Origin of the sequence: Ferroacidibacillus organovorans (assembly GCF_001516615.1) — a bacterium.
GTDB lineage: Bacteria > Bacillota > Bacilli > Alicyclobacillales > SLC66 > Ferroacidibacillus > Ferroacidibacillus ferrooxidans_B.
Genome location: NZ_LPVJ01000061.1, coordinates 12,733 through 31,556, shown reverse-complemented (window position 1 = coordinate 31,556; position 18,824 = coordinate 12,733). Strand labels below are relative to the sequence as shown.

Below are 18,824 nucleotides of genomic sequence, written 5' to 3'. Positions count from 1 at the left end.
TACCTTCCTCCTCCAACTGTTTCGCGCGCGAAAAAGAACGCAAGCCTACGAATCAGTATACCACGCCTGATCCATAGGCTTGACGAAACCCACTCACTTTACTCACTTCTTAACCCCGTAGGCTCAAGCGAGCGCCGCAATCACAGCGTCTGTCATCGCCTGCGTCGAGACAGACTCACGTCCGCGCGCCAGATCAGCCGTGCGCAACCCTTTGTCAATCACGCGCGCGACCGCTTCTTCAATGCGATCCGCGCGCTCTGGCTCCTCCAAGGAGTGGCGCAGCATCATCGCAGCCGAAAGGATCGTGCCAAGCGGATTTGCGATGCCTTTGCCCGCGATGTCAGGCGCCGACCCGTGAATCGGTTCATAGAGCCCAGGACCGTCGCCAAGACTCGCCGAAGGCAATACGCCAATCGATCCTGTCAAGACAGCCGCTTCGTCACTCAGGATATCCCCGAACAGATTCTCTGTGACAATCACGTCAAACCGCTCTGGCCGAGTGACAAGGTGCATTGCGCAAGAGTCGACGAGCACATGCTCAACGGTCACGTCAGAGTAATCTTTTTTCATGTCGTCAACCACTTCGCGCCAGAGACGTGAACTGTCAAGCACATTCGCCTTGTCAACCGAGGTGAGATGGCCTTTGCGATCACGCGCCGCCTCAAAGCCTTTTTTTACAACGCGCCGGATCTCCATCTCTGTGTAGTACATTGTATCTTTGGCAAAGCGCCCGGCTGACGCCGTCTCCCCGCGCTCCCTTTCGCCAAAGTAGATCCCACCCGTCAATTCCCTGATAATCAAAAGATCGACACCCTTTGCCACATCAAGGCGCAAGGGCGACGCGTCAAGCAACTTTTCATACGCACGCACAGGGCGCATATTGGCGTAGACACCAAGTGCCTTGCGCAGCGCGAGAAGTCCTGCCTCAGGACGCAAATGGCCAGGCCCCTGATCCCATTTCGGTCCACCCACTGCACCCAGCAGGACCGCGTCAGAGGCAAGAACCGCCGCACGCGTCTCCTCCGGAAAAGGCTGACCCGTCTCATCGATCGCTGCGCCGCCCAACTGATGGTACTGAAACGAGAGTGCCTCCGGTCGATCCGAAAAGACTTGCCGAAGCACCCGAACTGCCGAAGCGACGATATCTGGCCCAATTCCGTCACCAGGCAGGAGCACAACACGTTTTGCCAAGAAAAACCCTCCATTTCAACCTGCCAAAAAGCCCAGAATCAATTTTCCACGGTCATCTTCGCGCCGCGCACATAGATCAAACGATTGATCGCGTCAAGATACGCGCGCGCCGACGCTTCCAATACGTCACTTGCCACGTAGCGGCCAGCGACGCGATATGGCCCCGACGCGATCTGCACACGGACCTCACCAAGCGCATCCTGTCCTGGCGTCACCGATAGAATCTGATACACCTTGAGTTCCAGTTGCTCACCCGTCACGCGGTCAAGTGCATTGTAAATCGCCTCGACTCCGCCGTTTCCAACCGCCGCCTCCTCTTTCACGCCATCCGGGCCCGTCACGCGAACCGTCGCCGTCGCGAGCGCGTAATTGCCTGTGGATACGTGCAGATAGTCAAGCGCATACGGGCCTACGACATCCTCGTGATAGCGTTCGTCAACAAGCGCCAGAATGTCCTCTTCTGTCACCGTTTTTTTGCGGTCGCATAATGCCTTGAATCGTTTAAAAACCTCTGCGAGATCATCATCTGAAAGCACATAGCCCATCTCTTCGAGGTGTTTGCGAAACGCGTGACGCCCCGAGTGCTTCCCGAGAACAAGCGAGCGATTCTCCGTGAGTCCCACAGAAGAAGGATCAATGATTTCGTATGTCGTGCGCTCTTTGATGACTCCATCTTGATGGATGCCCGATTCGTGTGCAAAGGCATTGGCGCCAACCACCGCCTTGTTGGGCGGGACGACCATTCCGGTCAGGCGGCTGACAAGACGCGATGTGCGGACAATTTGCGAGAGATCCATTTGGGTCGACGCGCCAAATTGTTCAGCGCGCAGCGACAGCGCGACGGCAATCTCCTCCAAAGACGCATTGCCCGCACGCTCCCCAATCCCGTTGATCGTTCCTTCCACTTGGTCGACGCCTGCCGAAATTGCTGCGAGCGAGTTTGCGACGGCAAGACCGAGATCATCATGGCAGTGTGCAGAAAGCTGCACATCGCCAAACTCCACATGATCGCGCACATGCTTCATCCGCATGGCATACTCAGATGGCAACAAGAAACCAACCGTGTCCGGGATATTGATCACCTTGGCGCCGGCGCGAATGGCAATCTCGACAATGCGCACGAGAAAGTCGAGGTCCGTCCGGCCGCCGTCTTCCGGTGAGAACTGCACATTTGGCGTAAGCGATACCGCAAAGCGAACCATGCGATCCACCTGCTCTTCGACTTGCGCGCGCGTCATCCGCAACTTTTTTTCCATGTGGATATCTGATGTAGCCAAAAACAAGTGGATGCGCGGGTCGTCTGATCCTTTAATCGCGTCGTATGCCGACTGTATATCACTTTGCACGGCGCGCGCGAGACCACAGACCGTGACCCCTTTGGCGACGCGAGATATCGCTTCAACAGAAGAAAAGTCACCAGGTGATGCGGCCGGATAGCCCGCCTCGATCACATCGACTCGAAGTCGAACCAGTTGCCTCGCAATCTCCAACTTTTCTGCCGGGGTCAACGTCACACCTGGGGATTGCTCACCGTCGCGCAATGTGGTATCAAATATGCGGATCCGCCTCATCGTGACTCTCTCCTTTCATATGGTTCGCAAGCGCATAGCACAGCCACACCGTTTGGCTGACACGCGCTTGTCGATTGCGAATCAGTTAGCTTATTTCGCGATAAAGCTCATCATGCCGCGGAGTTTCTTACCAACCTGCTCCAAGGAGTGTCCCGCATCGATGCGGCGCATCGCCGAAAAGGAGGGGCGGCCTGCTTGATTCTCAAGGATCCAGTTGCGTGCGAAGACGCCTGTCTGAATGTCACTCAGGATACCTTTCATCGCGCGCCTTGTCTCCTCTGTGACAATTTTTGGTCCGGCAGTATAATCACCGTACTCTGCCGTGTCACTGATTGAGTAGTGCATGCGCTCAAGGCCACCCTCATAGATGAGATCGACGATGAGCTTGAGTTCGTGACAGCACTCAAAGAAGGCGATTTCTGGCTGATACCCCGCGTCGACAAGCGTCTCGAAGCCCGCTTTGACAAGCGCGCTCACACCGCCACACAGCACAGCCTGCTCACCGAACAGGTCGGTCTCCGTCTCTTCTTTAAATGTCGTTTCAAGAACGCCTGCGCGCGTCGCGCCGATTCCTTTCGCGTAGGCAAGCGCCGTTTCCCGCGCGTGCCCCGATGCGTCCTGGGCCACTGCGATCAACGCTGGAACGCCTGCACCGCCTTCATAGACGCGGCGAACGAGATGTCCCGGCCCTTTTGGCGCCGCAAGCACGACATCGACAAAGGCCGGCGGTTTAATTTGTTGGAAGTGAATATTAAAGCCGTGCGAGAACATCAGGGTTTGCCCGCTGCGCAGATACGGCTCAATTTCTTCTTTATAAACGCGCGCCTGCGCCTCATCCGGCAGAAGGATCTGCAAGATGTCTGCTGTCTGCGCGGCCTCTGCCACACTGACAACAGTGAAGCCATCTTCGCGCGCTTTATCCGCTGATTTGCCGCTGCGCTGCGCGATGATCACCCGCACACCGCTATCGCGCAAATTCTGCGCCTGCGCGTGACCCTGACTGCCATAGCCGATCACGGCGACTGTCTTTTCCGCGAGAATGTGAAGGTTAGCGTCATTTTCGTAAAACATTTGCATGAGTGATCTCTCCCAAAGTTTCATTTTTATCTTTATCGTTCATCATTTTTGCAGTGCACAGCCATAAAAGCCTGCGCACTTCTACGCTCACATCGGCCATGCCGTCTGCCGCGTATCGTAAGCATCCATTTCGGAAATCCCCGAACGAACAAGCGCTGTCACTCCTGTGCGCGCGATTTCAAGCACACCGTATGGAGATAGCAGCCCGATGAGCGCATTCACCTTATCGGTATCCCCCGTCACCTCGACACTCATCGACGTGTGACCAACATCGACGATCGACACGCGAAACGGTTCGAGAATGTGGGATATTTCCATGCGCGTCTCTCTCGTGATCCGCACCTTGATAAGCGCAAGTTCGCGGGAAACCACCTTCTCGCGCGAGATGTCGTGAACTTCGATTACATCCACCAGTTTCATCAACTGTGCAACCATCTGCCGGGCCATCGCGTCATCCCCGTGGCTCACGATCGTCATTCGGCTGTACGTAGGCTCTTCGGCAGACCCGACGGTGATGCTCTCAATGTTGAACCCACGCCTTGAAAAAAGACCTGCCACACGCGCGAGGACACCCGGTCGATCATTGACGATCACACTTAGGATTCGCTCCATTTCAAGCCTCCTCCCACTCAAGCGTCATCTGATCGGTTCCCGCGCCAGGAGGAACCATAGGAAAAACGTTCTCCTCTTCATGAACGAGAAATTCCATAATGACCGGTCCGTCGTGATTGAGCGCTTGCTCGATGATCGCCTCGGCCTCCTGTGCATTTGCCGCCCGCAAACCAAGTGCGCCGTACGCATCCGCCAGTTTCACATAGTCAGGGGAACCGATGCGACTCTCTGCATAGCGCCGCTCGTGGAAAAACTGTTGCCACTGTCGCACCATGCCGAGAAACCCATTGTTCAGGATCGCCACTTTGACAGGCAGCTTGTTTTCGACGATGGTTTGCAGTTCCTGCACATTCATCTGGAAACTCGCATCACCCGCGATACAGACCACCGTCTGATCTGGCATAGCGACCTGTGCGCCCATCGCGGCAGGAAAGCCAAACCCCATCGTGCCAAGCCCTCCCGACGTGATCCACTGGCGCGGCCGCGTGTACGGATAAAAGAGCGCCGCCCACATTTGATGCTGTCCCACTTCTGTCGTTACAATCGCTTGCCCTTTCGTCGCTTTCGCCAAAAGCTCAACGACAAGCTGAGGTTTGAGCCCGTCCTGCGCGGGGCGATAGGACAGCGGCCACTCCTCATGCCATGCGGCAATCTGCTGTCGCCACGCCACTGCATCAGGCGCACAGTCAAGCGCCAAAAGCCCGTGCAGCGTCAGACCCACATCTGCCACGACAGGCCACATCACAGGCACATTTTTGTTGATCTCTGCAGGGTCGATATCAACGTGAATTTTTTTTGAGTGAGGAGAGAATCGCTCCAACTTACCCGTCACGCGATCGTCAAAGCGAACCCCGAGCGCGATCAAAACGTCGCACTCTGTGATCGCCCGGTTTGCCGCATACGTGCCGTGCATGCCAAGCATCCCGACAAACAGGTCATCTCCTGCCGGATATGCGCCGAGTCCAAGCAGTGTCGATGTCACCGGAATTTGATTTTTGCGCGCGAATTCGCGAAGTTGCTCTGAGGACTTCGAACTGATAATCCCGCCGCCGATATAAAGAAGTGGACGTTTCGCCCGTTTGATCTCTGCCGCAATGTGTTCGAGCACCTGCGGATCAGGCGCGTTTGGGACATGATACCCGCGCGGCGCCGGTTCAGGAAGCGTACAGTGCTCGGCGGGACCTGACATCATATCCTTTGGAAGATCGATCAGCACAGGACCCGGCCGCCCGGTTGTCGCGATGTGAAAGGCGTCAGCGATAATCTGTGGGAGATCAGCGATTTTTCTGACCTGGTAGTTGTGCTTTGTGATCGGCAGGGTGATGCCGATAATGTCCGCCTCTTGAAAGGCGTCACTGCCGATTTTCTCCGAAGCCACCTGACCTGTCAGAATGATCAGTGGCGTCGAATCCATAAACGCGTCAGTGATCCCTGTCACGAGGTTGGTAGCCCCCGGTCCTGACGTCGCAAGCACCACCCCCGGCCTCCCCGTTGCGCGCGAAAAACCTTGCGCCGCGTGAATGGCCCCCTGTTCGTGACGCGTCAGGATGTGGCGAATCGGCGCGTCAAAAAGCGCGTCATAAATCGGCAACACCGCACCGCCCGGATAGCCAAAGATCGTGTCGACCCCCGCCTCTATCAACAGTTCGCACAACAGTTCGGCGCCGAGCGAGACTTTTGTCATTTCCCGTTTTTCCTGACGTGCGTGAGTCGTCTCATACATCTGGCTCGCACTCACTGGTGTTCTCCCCTTTCCTCTCAAAATGCACTCTCTCTTGACTCAATCTCTTTTTCTCTACGCCTGCCTGATTCATATGAAGGATCGCGCACTTAAAGTCGTCGACCATCCAAACGGACTAACTCGTGAAACGCACGGTGCAAGCGTTTTGTGATCTCGCCTGGAACACCACTGCCAATCGTTCGCCGATCCACTTCAACAACGGGGATCAATTCCGCCGCTGTCCCTGTCAAAAAGACCTCATCCGCCACAAACACATCGTGACGCGTAAACGGTGACTCTTGCAGAGGAATGGCCAATTTTTCGCAAAGGTCAATGATCGAGCGGCGCGTGATGCCATCAAGCGCCCCCAGATAGACCGGCGGTGTGTATACGCGCCCTTTCTTAACGATAAAAACGTTATCGCCTGAACCTTCGCATACATACCCTTCCGCATTGACCGTGAGCGCTTCGAGGCACCCAGCGTTTGCCGCCTCAATCTTGACGAGGACACTGTTCAGATAGTTAAGCGACTTGATCTGCGGGTTGAGCGCTCCAACCGGGTTCCGGCGCGTCGGCACCGTAACAATTTTCAAACCCTCTTCATAAAATTTTTGCGGGAAGAGTTGAATCGTATCCGCTATGATGACAATGTTTGCGCGCGGGCAACTGCGCGGATCAAGCCCGAGATCCCCTGGCCCCCGCGAAATAACCAATCGAATATAGCCGTTTTGCAGGCCGTTTGCGCGCACCGTGTCAAGCACCGCGCTCGCCATTTCTTCAAACGTCAAGGGAATGTCAAGAAGGATTGACTTTGCCGAATCATAAAGCCTCTCAAGGTGTTCATCGAGCCGAAAGATGACACCGTCATAAATGCGAATCCCCTCAAAAATCCCGTCCCCGTAGAGAAATCCGTGGTCAAAGACGGAAACGACCGCCTGTTCTTTTGGCACGAGTTGGCCGTTTAGGTAGATTTTCCGATCGGCATCCATCCGTTCCCATCCCTTACTTTGAATGTTGCGTCCATTGCTCAAGAGATAAAGCCCCGCGTCAGGCACCCGCGAACGCCGAAGAGACGATCGCGAGTCAGAACCTGCCGCGGGGCTTTTATCCCCAAGGTGTACACCCTAAATGCTATGAGTGCGATGTCGCTCGGTCCTGACCCCAAAGGCGGAACCCTAGACATCCTCCTGACGCACAATGTTAAAAATTTAACTTATTGTACGGTACAGAAGCGGGAGTGGTCAAGATAAGAATGCCTGTCAACCAGTCGTTTTTCGTTTATTGTCACGGATGAATGTGTGCAGTGTGTGAACAGACTTGCGAAACACTCGCGATTCATCGTATATTGTCCGTACCAATAGGACATTTGTTCATCATTTATGGACGACAGGAGGTCGCCATGTCAGAAGACCCCTATTTTTTAATCCGTCGCTCAAACTTGCCTGAGGTCATTCAAAAGACAACGCTTGTGACCGAGCTCTTGACGCGGCGGCGCGACATGAGTGTCCTTGAAGCGGTGCGCGCCATCGGCCTCTCGCGCAGCGCATACTACAAATACAAAGACACCGTGCGGCCGTTTTCCGAGGCGATGAGCGGAAAGATTGTCACGATTGCTCTAACACTTGAACACAAGCCAGGCGTCCTCTCGACCGTGCTCAATACCGTCGCCGCAAAACACGGCAACATTTTGACGATCAATCAATCCCTGCCACTGCAAGGCATCGCAACGGTTATCCTCTCTGTGGATACGCACACGCTCGACGCGACACTTGACGATCTCCTGCAGATCCTCCGCGAGGTTGCAGGCGTCAGCCAGGTCGTCATGGTCGGACAGGGTTCATAACGGAATACGGCGATCATCATGGGAATCGTGAAAGGAAGACAAGTCATGGAACAGCGAATCGGATTGTTAGGGTGTGGAACGGTCGGCGGTGGCGTCATTGAATTGATGCGCAGGAGAAAGCAGCGCCTGCAGAGTCTGACCGGGTGGGAACCCATCATTGCGCGCGTACTCGTGCGCGACGTGCACAAGGAGCGCTCTGTCTCCCTGGCAGAGGATATGCTGACAAACGATCCAGACGTCGTGCTCGGCGATGCGTCGATTCGCATCATCATCGAAACCATTGGCGGCATTGAGCCTGCGCGGACGTTTATTCTGGAGGCGATTGCACGAGGGAAGCACGTCATTACAGCCAACAAAGACCTGATCGCGCTCTGTGGCGAAGAGATCTTGGAGGCCGCCGACGCAGCCGGCGTCACGGTGCTTTACGAGGCGGCCGTCGGCGGCGCGATTCCGCTTATTCGACCGCTGCAAGAGAGCCTCACGGCAAATGCGATCTCCGATCTCAAAGGAATCGTCAATGGAACAACCAACTACATCCTCTCCAAGATGACGGAGACGGGCGCTGACTTTGATGAGGTGCTAAAAGAGGCGCAAGACCTCGGCTATGCAGAGAGTGACCCGAGCAGCGATGTCGATGGGCTTGACGCCGCGCGCAAGCTGACCATTCTCGCGTCGATCGCATTCTACACCCGTGTCAGCCTGAGTGACGTCGAAGTCACCGGGATCCGCAAGATCACCGCGCGCGACATCGCATACGCGCATGAACTGGGCAGCGTGATCAAATTGCTCGCCGTCGGAACGGAGCGAGACGGCGCGCTCACCCTGCACGTACGTCCAACACTGATCCCAAAAAGCCACCCCTTGGCGCACGTCTCAGGTTCGTACAACGCGCTGTTTGTGCGCGGTGACGCGGCGGGTGACCTGATGTTTTTTGGAAGAGGGGCTGGCGCGCTGCCGACGGCGAGCGCCGTCGTCGGCGATGCCATCGAGGTGCTAAAAACGATGCGGCAACCGCAAAATGGCGGGTATGCACCACACCCCCGCCCCCATAAGCCAGTCGATCAAGAGCGCGCGGAATCCGCAAGCCACTACATCCGCCTCTCGGCAAATGACCAACCGGGCGTATTCGCCAAAATTGCAGGCGTTTTTGGCGATCACGGCGTGAGTATGGAGACGGTCCTGCAAAAACGTGTCGCGGCGCACAGCGCAGAGATCGTCATTGTCACACACGATGTCCACGCGCGGCATCTGCGCGCAGCATTAAAACAGCTAGAGGCCCATCCTGATGTCACAACCATTCACTGCATCATGCCTGTCGAAAGGAGTGTCAATGCGTGAATCAGTCCACCGAGCAAAGCAAGCGATCCGGTATTCTCGCCCGCTTTGCAAAAGACCTTCCCGTGACGGATAAGACCCCCTCACTAAGCCTTTGCGAAGGAGACACCCCACTCATTCCTGCGCCCTATCTCTCAGAGCGCGTACAGGCGCAGGTCTATCTCAAATACGAAGGCGCCAATCCAACAGGTTCTTTCAAAGACCGCGGCATGGTCATGGCGATTGCCAAAGCGATCGAAGAAGGTAGCCAGGCGGTTATCTGCGCATCCACTGGAAACACGTCTGCCGCCGCTGCGGCGTACGCCGCGCGCGCCGGACTGCGCTGTGTCGTGATCATCCCAGCCGGCTACGTCGCACTCGGCAAACTCGCACAGGCGCTCGCCTACGGCGCCGAGGTCATCAGCATCGCAGGCAACTTTGACGAGGCGCTCACGATCGTGCGCGACGTCGCGGCAAGCGAGCCGATCACCCTTGTAAACTCCGTCAACCCCTACCGCTTGCAGGGGCAAAAAACTGCCGCGTTTGAACTGGTTGAAACGCTTGGCAAGGCGCCTGATTACCTGGCGATCCCTGTCGGCAATGCCGGAAACATCTCCGCGTATCACATGGGCTTTGTCGAGTGGGATCAAGCGAGACAGTCCGGCGTGCCGCATATGCTTGGCTTTCAGGCGGCGGGCGCCGCGCCGATTGTGAGTGGCCACATCGTAGAAAAACCCGACACGATTGCGACTGCGATTCGCATCGGCAATCCGGCGAGCTGGCAGCTTGCAAACCGCGCGCTAGCCGACAGCCGCGGCGCGATCGCGGCCGTAACGGACGAAGAAATTCTTGACGCGTACAGGCTGCTTGCAAAGCGCGAAGGCGTCTTTGCAGAGCCGGCCTCAGCCGCGCCGATCGCCGGTATCCTAAAGCGCGCCACGAGTTTGCCTTTTTCACCTGATGATAAAATTGTCTGCGTCCTGACAGGGAACGGCTTAAAAGACCCGGATACGGCAGTCTCTTCCCAACGTGTGGCCACGCGCACGGTAGAAGCATCCCGCAACGCCGTTTGGCGCGCCATTGTGGAGGGAAAATCGTGAACGTCAGCATCTATGTGCCTGCGACGAGCGCCAATCTCGGACCAGGGTTTGACTGTATGGGCATCGCACTTGATCTTTGGAATGAATTTCACGCAACGCCGGCTGACGATCTGCGCATCGAGATTGAAGGTGTGGGCGCCGACACTCTGCCGCGCGATGAAACGAACCTCTTCATCCGCTGCATGAAAATGATGTACGAGCGCGCGGGGCAGCCGTTTCGCGGCGTTCATCTGCGCATGGTCAACCGCATTCCGATCGCGGCGGGACTCGGTTCAAGCGCGGCCGCACTCGTAGGCGGTTTGCTCACCGCAAACCACTTTCTCGACTCCCCTTTTTCAAGCGCACAGCTACTGCGCATCGCCGTCGAAGATGAGGGCCATCCAGACAATGTCGCGCCTGCTTTTTTGGGCGGCGCTGTCCTTGCGTATCTTGATCAACACGCTGTCACACACGTCAACCTGCCGATTCGCGACAATCTCACGTTTGTCGCGGTCACTCCCAGATTCCCGCTGCTCACAGAGACCGCGCGTGGTGTGCTGCCGGATCGTGTCGCGCGCGCAGACGCCATCTTTAACGTGGCGCATGCGAGTTCCTTACTGCGGCACTCACCACAGGCAATCTGCCATTGTTGCGCCGCGCGCTCGCCGATCGCCTGCACCAAGACGCGCGCAAACACCTGATTCCAGGATTTGACGAAGTGTACCATGCGGCGCAAAGCGCAGGTGCCATCGGCACGGTGCTAAGCGGCGCAGGCCCCACCCTGCTCGCCGTCGTTGAGGCAGGCGATCCTGCGCAAAACGTGGCGCAAGCGATGGTCAGCGCGTTTGAACAGACGGGCAGCGCTGCCGTCGCACGCGTTCTGCCAACGACGACCACAGGCGCCTATGTACACGTAAAGATGGAAAAGACGCCCTTACAGACACACTGAGACAAAATGATACACATCAAGGGGTGAACGAATGTGAAAGCGTTAGGAACGCTGCACCTTGGGTTTCTTGGCGCAGGTGCGATCGCGGAGGCACTCATCCGCGGTCTCACCACGACCGGCGTCGCCCGACCTGAGCAAATTCATGTGACGAACCGGGGAAACCGCTCTCGCCTTGAGGAGCTTCAATTGCGCTACGGTGTAAACACGTACGCACTGGCATCTGATGCGCTCGCGCATGTCGATGTCATTTTGATTTGCACGAAACCGCGCGACGTACCAACCGCGCTCACAACCATCGCGCCGTTTGTTCCACGGGATGTGTTATACGTCTCGATTGCAGCCGGTGTCTCCATTGCGACGATCGAATCGTCGCTCACGACGGCCAAGGGATGTCTGGATCGCTCCCGCAAGCGGATTGTGCGCGCGATGCCTAACACCTCGAGTGTCGTCCTCTGTTCCGCGACAGGTTACGCGCTGAGTCACGCCTGCACACCAGAGGACGAAGCCGTCGTCCGCACGCTGCTCAGTGCAGTGGGACGCGCATATCCACTTGACGAGTCGCTTTTAAACGCGGTGACCGGCCTGTCTGGCAGCGGTCCTGCGTATGTGTACTACCTCGCCGAGGCGATGACACAAGGGGGCATCGACGTTGGTCTTGATCCGCATACCGCGACAGAGCTTGTGGTTGAAACGTTGTTTGGCGCAGCGCAGATGCTGCGTGAGCGCGTGGCGCCACCGACTGCGCTGCGAAAACAAGTGACGTCTCCCAACGGCACGACGATGGCCGGCCTCGCAGTGCTTGACGCGTACTCGTTTACAGACGCCGTGCGCGCCGCGATCAAGCGCGCGACAGAACGCTCGGCAGAACTTGGCGATGAGTTCACGCGCGAGGCTCAGGAGTCATGACCACCGTGCGCGTACGCGTTAGATAGACCACCCACGCTCCGATGAGCGCCATGACGCCGGCCGCGATGAATACGAGCGCGAGATCGGTGCGGGCGATTGCGCCCGCGAGGATGGGGCCGATGATCCCTGAGATATAAAGTGGGACGTACACCAGGTTTAGCGCGGGCGTTCGCTCCTCGTCGCTCAGCGTCGTTGCGAGCATGGAAAAAATCATCGCAAAGTTGATGCTGTTCGCGGCAGAAAAAAACAGGCTCAGCGCGGCCAGCGCGAGGACGCTCTGGGAGACGGCCATAAGAAAGAAGCTCGCGGCCATGACCAACACAGAAACAAACAGGACGCGGCGAAACCCGATGCGGTCCCCAAGCGCGCCGGCAAGCGGGGAAATCGCGGCGCCAGCAAGCGCGGAGGTTCCCGTCACGAGGCCAATGGCGCTGAGTTGACCATAGCGCATGGGGTGCAGGTGGATGACTAAGAGCGGTATAAATGGCGAGACCATCTGCCGCCCCAGAATCACCAGACCAAAGATGATGAACAGTTTCCTGATGCGCGGTGAGGTAAAGACGCGTGAAACCGCGCGCAGTGCGAGATCGATGGTGCGACCCTGCGGCGGCGCTTTAGGCCGCACCTCGCGAAACAGCGCAGAGACGAGCACGCCTGTCCCAGCCGAGAGAACGCCGTCAAGCATGAATAAGCCATGCAGGCCAAGTCCCGTGTGTTCAACCAGAAAGCTTCCCATGAGCGGCCCGAGCGCAAAGCCAAGCGGGCTCGCCAGGCCAAAGAGCGCGATTGCAAAACCAGTGCGCTTGGCGGGCGCCACATCGCGGATTGCCGAGAGCATGACACCTGTATTCCCCAGTTGAAATCCGACAAAAAGCAGTGATATGACAAACATCACAACAGAGTGCGACGCACCGATCATAAAAAACACAAGCGCTTCTACATAGGCGCTTCGCGCAATCACCCACTTGCGGCTGAATTTGTCCGCCCACACCCCCCAAAAAGGCACAAGCGGTAGACCGAGAACAAACTCGATGGCCGTGGAGAGCGCCAGAAAAATCGGGACGTTTTTTTGTGAAACAGCGAGATCCTGATGTAAGTAGACCGGAAGAAAAGCGTTTAAATGAGACACCACCAACGACTCGACAAGAGACGTCGTGAAAAAGATGAACAAAACGATTGTGTACGCCTGACGCGCGTTTGAGTCTTTGCTCATGGTGTGCACAAAAGGGCAGGCAGTTCTTCAAGTGAAAACACGATCGCATCAGGAAACGCAGCACTGTCTTTAGTGAGCGCGGCCGCTGGCAGCGGGCGGGCTAGATAGCGGTGCTCCTTTTCGTACTGCCGCAGCAATAGACCGGATGTGAGCGCTACGTGTGGGCGCTCTGCGGGCGTGTACGCGCGCAGGCGATCAAATCCTTCCACCGTCTGCCGCGGCCGCGCCACCATGACACCGCGGATTCCTGCATTTTTCGCAACTGCCACATCTTGTGTCAGCAAGTCTCCGACGTGCATGCGCACAGGAAGTGTCAAGCTTTCGTGAGAAAAAACCGCAGGATTGGGTTTTGAGGTGCCTAAGATATCAGGGCCGACAATCACATCAAACAGATCGGATACGCCCATCTTGGCGAATACCGCGCGCTGATAGCGCGCGTGTCCATTCGTCAAGACAGAGATGCCAAACCCAAGCGCGCGAATCGCGCGCAGTCCCGCAATCACATCAGGAAACAGCCGTTCCTCGCTGAGCGCCTTGGCGACGTCCTCGCGCTCGATGAGTTCAGCCATCACAAGCGACGCCTCAATCCCTTCTGCTCGCAAAACCTGCAGCACAAGATCGTCCCAGTGAAACGCGTCAACCCGCCGCTCTTCTTCAAACCTCCGCAACTGCTCCTTAAATAACCGCTCTTGCGGCTGCGCGATGCCCAGTCGCAAGAGCTCTTTATAGACATGCGGGAGAACCAACCGCTCAAACGGCGCATCCGCAAGCGTTCCGTCCAAATCAAACGTCACTTGTTCAAGAATCGTCACTCACTCCTCACGGTTGTATACGCCTGACGCCGTGCACCTAGACCGGCTTTTCTGTCTCATCATCAGGTCGATTGACCATGTGATGTGCCGTCATGGTAAGGCGTTCTTCAATGAAGCTGCGCATCTCACCCGCGAGTCCAATCTCATCCATCGCCTCGCGCATGCAGGAGAGCCACGCGGCGGCGCGCTTTGGCGTGATTTCATGCGGCATGTGCCGCGCGCGCAGCATCGGGTGACCGTACATGGTAGAGTAGAGTGGAGGCCCGCCCAAAAACTGCGTCAAAAAGAGAAACTGTTTGTCGCGCACTGGTTTGATGTCTTGCGGAAAGATTGGCTTCAAATCTTCGTGCTCAACGACGCGTGGGTAAAAAGCGTCGACCAAACGCGCAATCGTCTCTTCCCCACCGATTTTCTCATAGGGTGAACCTTGCATAATACCCGCCTCTTCCCGTAGTAACCATGTCTCGTGAAACCGTCATCTTAAAACTCAGTCACCCTGCAACACCGCACGCAACCGCGCCGGAAGCGGCGTACTTTTGCGCGTTTTTGTATCCACCGTCACAAGCGTCACAGACGCGTCAGCAATCAGCGTGTCATCCGCCTCGCGCAGGATGGTCTGATGAAAAACAAAGCTTTTGTTCCCCAGTTGTCCAGGGCGTGTAATCACAGTGAGCACGTCATTTTGTTTTGCCTCGCGTCGATAGTTGATCGAAATGTTGGCCGAAACGGTGATGACGCCCAACTGAAAAAGCGTTTCGTAATCAAGCATTGCACGCTCGTAAAAGTCTTCCCGACCCCACTCGAGGTATTCTAAATACTTCGCGTTGTTGACGTGACCATTGATATCAATCTCCGTTGAGCGAACGACCAGTGTGATCCGCGATTCATTCATTCAAACCCCTCCAACGCTTCCCGCTCATCAGGCCATGCAGCGCGCGCGGCGAGCAAGCGCTCTTGTCGCTGCCTCAACTCGCCATCCCGCACAGGTGCCTGCGCCTGCTGCACGATCATAAGATAGTCAGCCCGTTCGGTCCGCGATTGCTCGCTGTGCACATCAATGAAACCGCGCAAGACCGAAAGAAAATACGACTCTACACAATTCACGGCCTGCGCCTCAAGAATCGGCGCAAGCTGGCTTCTTCCGGCCCCTTCGATAAACGCCTGAATGTCGCGCACCGCGCGCTGTACCGCACGCTCCACGTCAGGAGCGCTATCTATCGCAAGTGCGGTGGGTACTGGGTAGTCAGGCGCTTTTTCTAGCGTTTCCTGACCGACAAGGCCTTCACGTGCACAAAAATCAAGATGGGCCTGAAGCCGGCGCCCCCTCCCTTGGTCGACCATGCGCAAAAGCCGCAGGGAAGTCGCGCGCGCCTCTTGCGTCGCACGCTCTGCGACATCGCTGCGCCACGCGCGATACGCCTGATCCGCCTCATCCCGCGAGCCGCTGCGCAGTGTCGAGACGTGAAACGCTCCCGCGCTGAGTTCTGGCAACGCAAAGCGGACGCGCTGCAATGCGTGATGAAACAACTCCTCGCCTTCTGCCTTTAAGCGCATCGCTTCGATCGCCAGATCCTCATCCATTTGCGCAACAAATGCGTAGCTTTCTTCGAGACGCTTGCGCTGATAGGTGTCACCCTGTTCAATCTGCGCGCCAAGCGCTGCAATTCCTGCCTCAAGGCGTGACGCGGCGCGCGTGAGCTCTGCCTTTGCGCGCCTGTGTGATTCATCGCGCAGGCGGTGCACGGCGAGCGCGACGAGCGCCTCATAAAACGGTGTAATCCCCGAACGCCCCTTCATCTCTTCAACCGATGGAAGGGGTTCATCCGGCGCCAAATGAAGGCGCTTACGCAGCGCTCCAGTTGCTTCCTCCGGAAACGTGTCGCTGTCAATCATCGCGGCAAACATGGCGAGTTGACTTGAAAGCGGATAGATCTGCGGTGTGCGCACACCGAGCTTTTGCAGTTCTTGACGCACATAAGACACGACCTGCCCCGTTTCATCAGGTGTCGCCGCAAGGTCAGAAGCATTGATGACAAAGAGCATCGAATCCGTATCAAGAGCATCCTTCACCATGCCCAATTGTCGCAAAAAGGAGCGATCAGGCTTTGCGAAGGCGTGGTTGTAATACGTGACAAACACAGTCGCATCCGCGTCGCGCATGAATTGAAACGCAAGGTCGGTGTGCCGCGCGTGAATCGAGTTTGAACCGGGCGTGTCCACAAGCGTCACGCCCAGTTTGGCAAACGGTGAATCGAGGTAGAGATCGATACGCTCAACCCATACCGCACGGTCTTCGCGCGCGACATAAGTTGGAAACTCGCTCAAGGGCACATTTCGCACCTCGCCGGCAAATGGCCGATCCCGTGTCAGTCCACGCGCGAGCGAACGCAAAAAGCTGTCGTAGGCGCGCTTTTCTGGCTGCAGCTCGGAGCGCACAATCGACGCGATGACGCGCGGGATCTCTGAGAGATCGACGACTGGAAGCCCAAGGTGTTGCAAGGCGTTTGCAACCTCGTCTTGCACCTGCGCAGCAGACTTCATAAAAACGCGAACCGTCTCGTGAGGAAACTCGTCTGTCGGCGGCATGATGCGATTGATGGAGGCTGTTGTAGGATTTGGCGAGACCGGCAAGAGATTGCGCAAAACGAGCGCATTGATAAGAGACGATTTGCCCGCGGAAAACGCGCCGAACACTGCGATCGTTGACTCTTGATTGAGCAATCGCTCTGCACGCTGCGAGAGGTTCGCACGAAGCGATTCAAGGTCTGTGTTTGCAAGCAGCGTCGATACGCGAGCGAGACGCTCTGCAATGCGCAGGGTTTCTTTATTCATGGCGCGATCCCCCCTTCTTGCCAGGCCTCTTTAAGCGCGGCGCAAGCCGCAGCGCGCGATGCTGCGGTCTCCTCGATTGCAAAGAGTGTTGGCAGGCGTTGTCCCACCCGCTCAAGCAGCGCGCGTGCAGATTTTGTCTGTTCATTCATTTTCTCTTTGAGAGCATTTTCATATAGTGAAGTAAGCTCCCTTGTCACTGCGTGTGCGGCGGTGCGCAACGCGGCATCAACGGTTTTCGCGTACTGATAGCCATAACTCGCCGTTGTTAAAGCGCCTTGCGCAAGGTGGGATGCAAGCCATGCCGAATGGACACACTGTTCGAGCCGATTAAACAGCCTCGCGCTTTCTTCTGGAAAGGAAACGCCCTCCTGCAATGCTTGAAGATCGATCTGCCGAAGATGCGCGATGATCCCTGTCCGAAATTTTTCTGCGACATCATCGACAAGCGCCGTGAGGCGCATCTCCCGCTCGCGCTGCACTTTCGCGCGTGTCGACAACACCCCGACGCGAAAATTTGGCGCCTGCGATTCCACAAAGCGAACGGCTAACTCTGTCGTGCTGTAGGGTAACAAAATCGCCTGATTGACAACCGCGTCAAGCGCCCCCTGAAAAGCTGAAATGCGCTTTTCGCACACCTCCTGCGCGTTTTTGACACACTCCTGCGCAGCTTGACACGCACGCACCAGAGCCTTCAAACGAGCCAGGGGTTCCTCCCCTGATCGATCCGTCCCGTCCAATTCATCCTCCATATTCGGAAGCTCCGACAGTGCCGTCGCGCTGTCGGAGTTTGCCTGTTCGACACACCACCTGCGATGTTCTTCAAGCAATTGTGCAAGCGCCGGAAGAAAGCGCGCACACTCATCGCGCGCATCAAGCACAGCACCGAGTTCATGCTTAAACGCAGAGAGCTCGCAGTCAGGCACCTCAGGGTGAAGCGCGCTGACAAAGTATACAAAAGAAGCGTCCATCCCCTCATCTTCAAGCGTCGCGCGGACGTTTTCAGCAAACGACGCAAAAGGAAGTTCCCACGCGTTGTGTTTATCAATCTGATTGACAACAAAAAAGAGCGGACGATTCAATTTCATAAAGCTGCGCAACAGGCGCAGATGATCCTCTGCGAGAACATGGTTATAGTCTGTCACAAAGACGAGCACATCCGCGAGAAAAAGCGCATGGCTTGCCGCCTCTTCGTGACGCGCGTCTGTCGAATCTACGCCCGGCGTGTCAACCAGCACAACGTGGGCCGGGAGGTCAATAGGAAGCGTTACCTCCACACGCACGACGTCCTGCGCGTCTGTCGACCACGCTGCGAGCATCCGGTTTGCCTCATCGTCATTCCCTACCCGCTCTGCGCGCGCGCCACCGCGAAAAAAGGCCGCAACGCGCGGCTCGCCGTGACTGACAAACACAAGATTGGCACTGGTCGGCAGCGGGCTCGTTGGCAACGGCACGCCTGAGAGTGCATTCATGAGACTCGATTTTCCCGCAGAAAAATGGCCGAGAAAAACAATATGCCGATCCTGTGTCCGGCGTTTTTCAAGGAGCATTGCTACGCGATCGATGCGTTGTTGATCGCCGTTTTCCTGCGCAAGTGTCGCGAGTTGCCCCATCCTGCTTGCGAGCGTATCTACAGGATTGTTCTTTGCCGCAACGCCTGGCTCTATCTCGATCACCCCATGGTTCAAACCAAAAACTCCCTTGTTCT

Annotated in this window: 18 protein-coding genes; 6 read left to right on the top strand and 12 right to left on the bottom strand. The window is 56.7% G+C overall.

Going from position 1 to position 18,824, the window contains the following annotated elements:
* Nucleotides 1-123: 123 nt before the first annotated feature.
* The 6 genes from leuB to ilvE all read right to left on the bottom strand — a co-directional run bounded on the left by leuB (nt 124) and on the right by ilvE (nt 7,160).
* The gene (leuB, locus tag ATW55_RS13390) at nt 124-1,191 is read right to left on the bottom strand and encodes a 3-isopropylmalate dehydrogenase (RefSeq protein WP_067718790.1); all 1,068 of its coding nucleotides are present in this window, start codon (nt 1,189-1,191) and stop codon (nt 124-126) included.
* Nucleotides 1,192-1,229: 38 nt separating this feature from the next.
* Complete coding sequence (locus ATW55_RS13385) at nt 1,230-2,762, bottom strand: 2-isopropylmalate synthase (RefSeq protein ID WP_067718785.1); 1,533 nt, start codon at nt 2,760-2,762, stop codon at nt 1,230-1,232.
* A gap of 90 nt (nt 2,763-2,852) precedes the next feature.
* Nucleotides 2,853-3,839 carry a ketol-acid reductoisomerase gene (gene ilvC / locus ATW55_RS13380; RefSeq protein ID WP_067718781.1) on the bottom strand — a complete coding sequence of 329 codons (987 nt, stop codon included), beginning with the start codon at nt 3,837-3,839 and terminating at the stop codon, nt 2,853-2,855.
* An 87-nt stretch (nt 3,840-3,926) separates the two neighbouring features.
* Nucleotides 3,927-4,451: an acetolactate synthase small subunit gene (gene ilvN / locus ATW55_RS13375; RefSeq protein WP_067718778.1), complete on the bottom strand. Its 525-nt coding sequence runs from the start codon at nt 4,449-4,451 to the stop codon at nt 3,927-3,929.
* A gap of 1 nt (nt 4,452) precedes the next feature.
* Complete coding sequence (gene ilvB / locus ATW55_RS13370) at nt 4,453-6,174, bottom strand: biosynthetic-type acetolactate synthase large subunit (RefSeq protein WP_067719014.1); 1,722 nt, start codon at nt 6,172-6,174, stop codon at nt 4,453-4,455.
* 107 nt (nt 6,175-6,281) lie between these two features.
* On the bottom strand, nt 6,282-7,160 hold the full coding sequence (gene ilvE, locus ATW55_RS13365; RefSeq protein ID WP_067718774.1) for a branched-chain-amino-acid transaminase: 879 nt from the start codon (nt 7,158-7,160) through the stop codon (nt 6,282-6,284).
* Nucleotides 7,161-7,570: 410 nt separating this feature from the next.
* Between ilvE and ATW55_RS13360 the strand changes: the two genes are divergently transcribed.
* The 6 genes from ATW55_RS13360 to proC are packed head-to-tail and all read left to right on the top strand — an operon-like array spanning nt 7,571 to nt 12,262.
* Nucleotides 7,571-8,014, top strand: coding sequence for an ACT domain-containing protein (locus ATW55_RS13360; protein WP_067718769.1), 444 nt, complete (start codon nt 7,571-7,573; stop codon nt 8,012-8,014).
* Between the two features lie 45 nt (nt 8,015-8,059).
* The gene (locus ATW55_RS13355; protein WP_067718763.1) at nt 8,060-9,352 is read left to right on the top strand and encodes a homoserine dehydrogenase; all 1,293 of its coding nucleotides are present in this window, start codon (nt 8,060-8,062) and stop codon (nt 9,350-9,352) included.
* The gene (gene thrC / locus ATW55_RS13350) at nt 9,349-10,428 is read left to right on the top strand and encodes a threonine synthase (RefSeq protein ID WP_067718760.1); all 1,080 of its coding nucleotides are present in this window, start codon (nt 9,349-9,351) and stop codon (nt 10,426-10,428) included. Before ATW55_RS13355 ends, thrC begins: the two co-directional genes overlap by 4 nt.
* Nucleotides 10,425-11,108, top strand: a complete 684-nt coding sequence (gene thrB / locus ATW55_RS13345) for a homoserine kinase (RefSeq protein WP_067718757.1) — start codon at nt 10,425-10,427, stop codon at nt 11,106-11,108. The genes thrC and thrB overlap by 4 nt, the downstream gene beginning before the upstream one ends.
* Nucleotides 11,054-11,356, top strand: coding sequence for a hypothetical protein (locus tag ATW55_RS13340; protein WP_067718754.1), 303 nt, complete (start codon nt 11,054-11,056; stop codon nt 11,354-11,356). Before thrB ends, ATW55_RS13340 begins: the two co-directional genes overlap by 55 nt.
* 33 nt (nt 11,357-11,389) lie before the next feature.
* Complete coding sequence (proC, locus tag ATW55_RS13335) at nt 11,390-12,262, top strand: pyrroline-5-carboxylate reductase (RefSeq protein ID WP_067718751.1); 873 nt, start codon at nt 11,390-11,392, stop codon at nt 12,260-12,262.
* Here proC and ATW55_RS13330 read toward each other — a convergent pair.
* The 6 genes from ATW55_RS13330 to ATW55_RS13305 are packed head-to-tail and all read right to left on the bottom strand — an operon-like array spanning nt 12,237 to nt 18,804.
* Nucleotides 12,237-13,475, bottom strand: coding sequence for an MFS transporter (locus tag ATW55_RS13330; RefSeq protein ID WP_067718748.1), 1,239 nt, complete (start codon nt 13,473-13,475; stop codon nt 12,237-12,239). The two genes, proC and ATW55_RS13330, sit on opposite strands and share 26 nt — an antisense overlap.
* A complete protein-coding gene (locus ATW55_RS13325; protein ID WP_067718745.1) occupies nt 13,472-14,287 on the bottom strand; it encodes an HAD family hydrolase in 816 nt (271 codons plus the stop codon). Before ATW55_RS13325 ends, ATW55_RS13330 begins: the two co-directional genes overlap by 4 nt.
* 37 nt (nt 14,288-14,324) lie before the next feature.
* The gene (locus tag ATW55_RS13320; RefSeq protein ID WP_067718742.1) at nt 14,325-14,720 is read right to left on the bottom strand and encodes a globin; all 396 of its coding nucleotides are present in this window, start codon (nt 14,718-14,720) and stop codon (nt 14,325-14,327) included.
* Between the two features lie 54 nt (nt 14,721-14,774).
* On the bottom strand, nt 14,775-15,179 hold the full coding sequence (locus tag ATW55_RS13315; protein WP_067718739.1) for an acyl-CoA thioesterase: 405 nt from the start codon (nt 15,177-15,179) through the stop codon (nt 14,775-14,777).
* Nucleotides 15,176-17,119: a dynamin family protein gene (locus ATW55_RS13310; RefSeq protein WP_067718735.1), complete on the bottom strand. Its 1,944-nt coding sequence runs from the start codon at nt 17,117-17,119 to the stop codon at nt 15,176-15,178. Before ATW55_RS13310 ends, ATW55_RS13315 begins: the two co-directional genes overlap by 4 nt.
* A complete protein-coding gene (locus ATW55_RS13305) occupies nt 17,116-18,804 on the bottom strand; it encodes a dynamin family protein (protein WP_067718732.1) in 1,689 nt (562 codons plus the stop codon). The genes ATW55_RS13310 and ATW55_RS13305 overlap by 4 nt, the downstream gene beginning before the upstream one ends.
* Between the last annotated feature and the right edge of the window lie 20 nt (nt 18,805-18,824).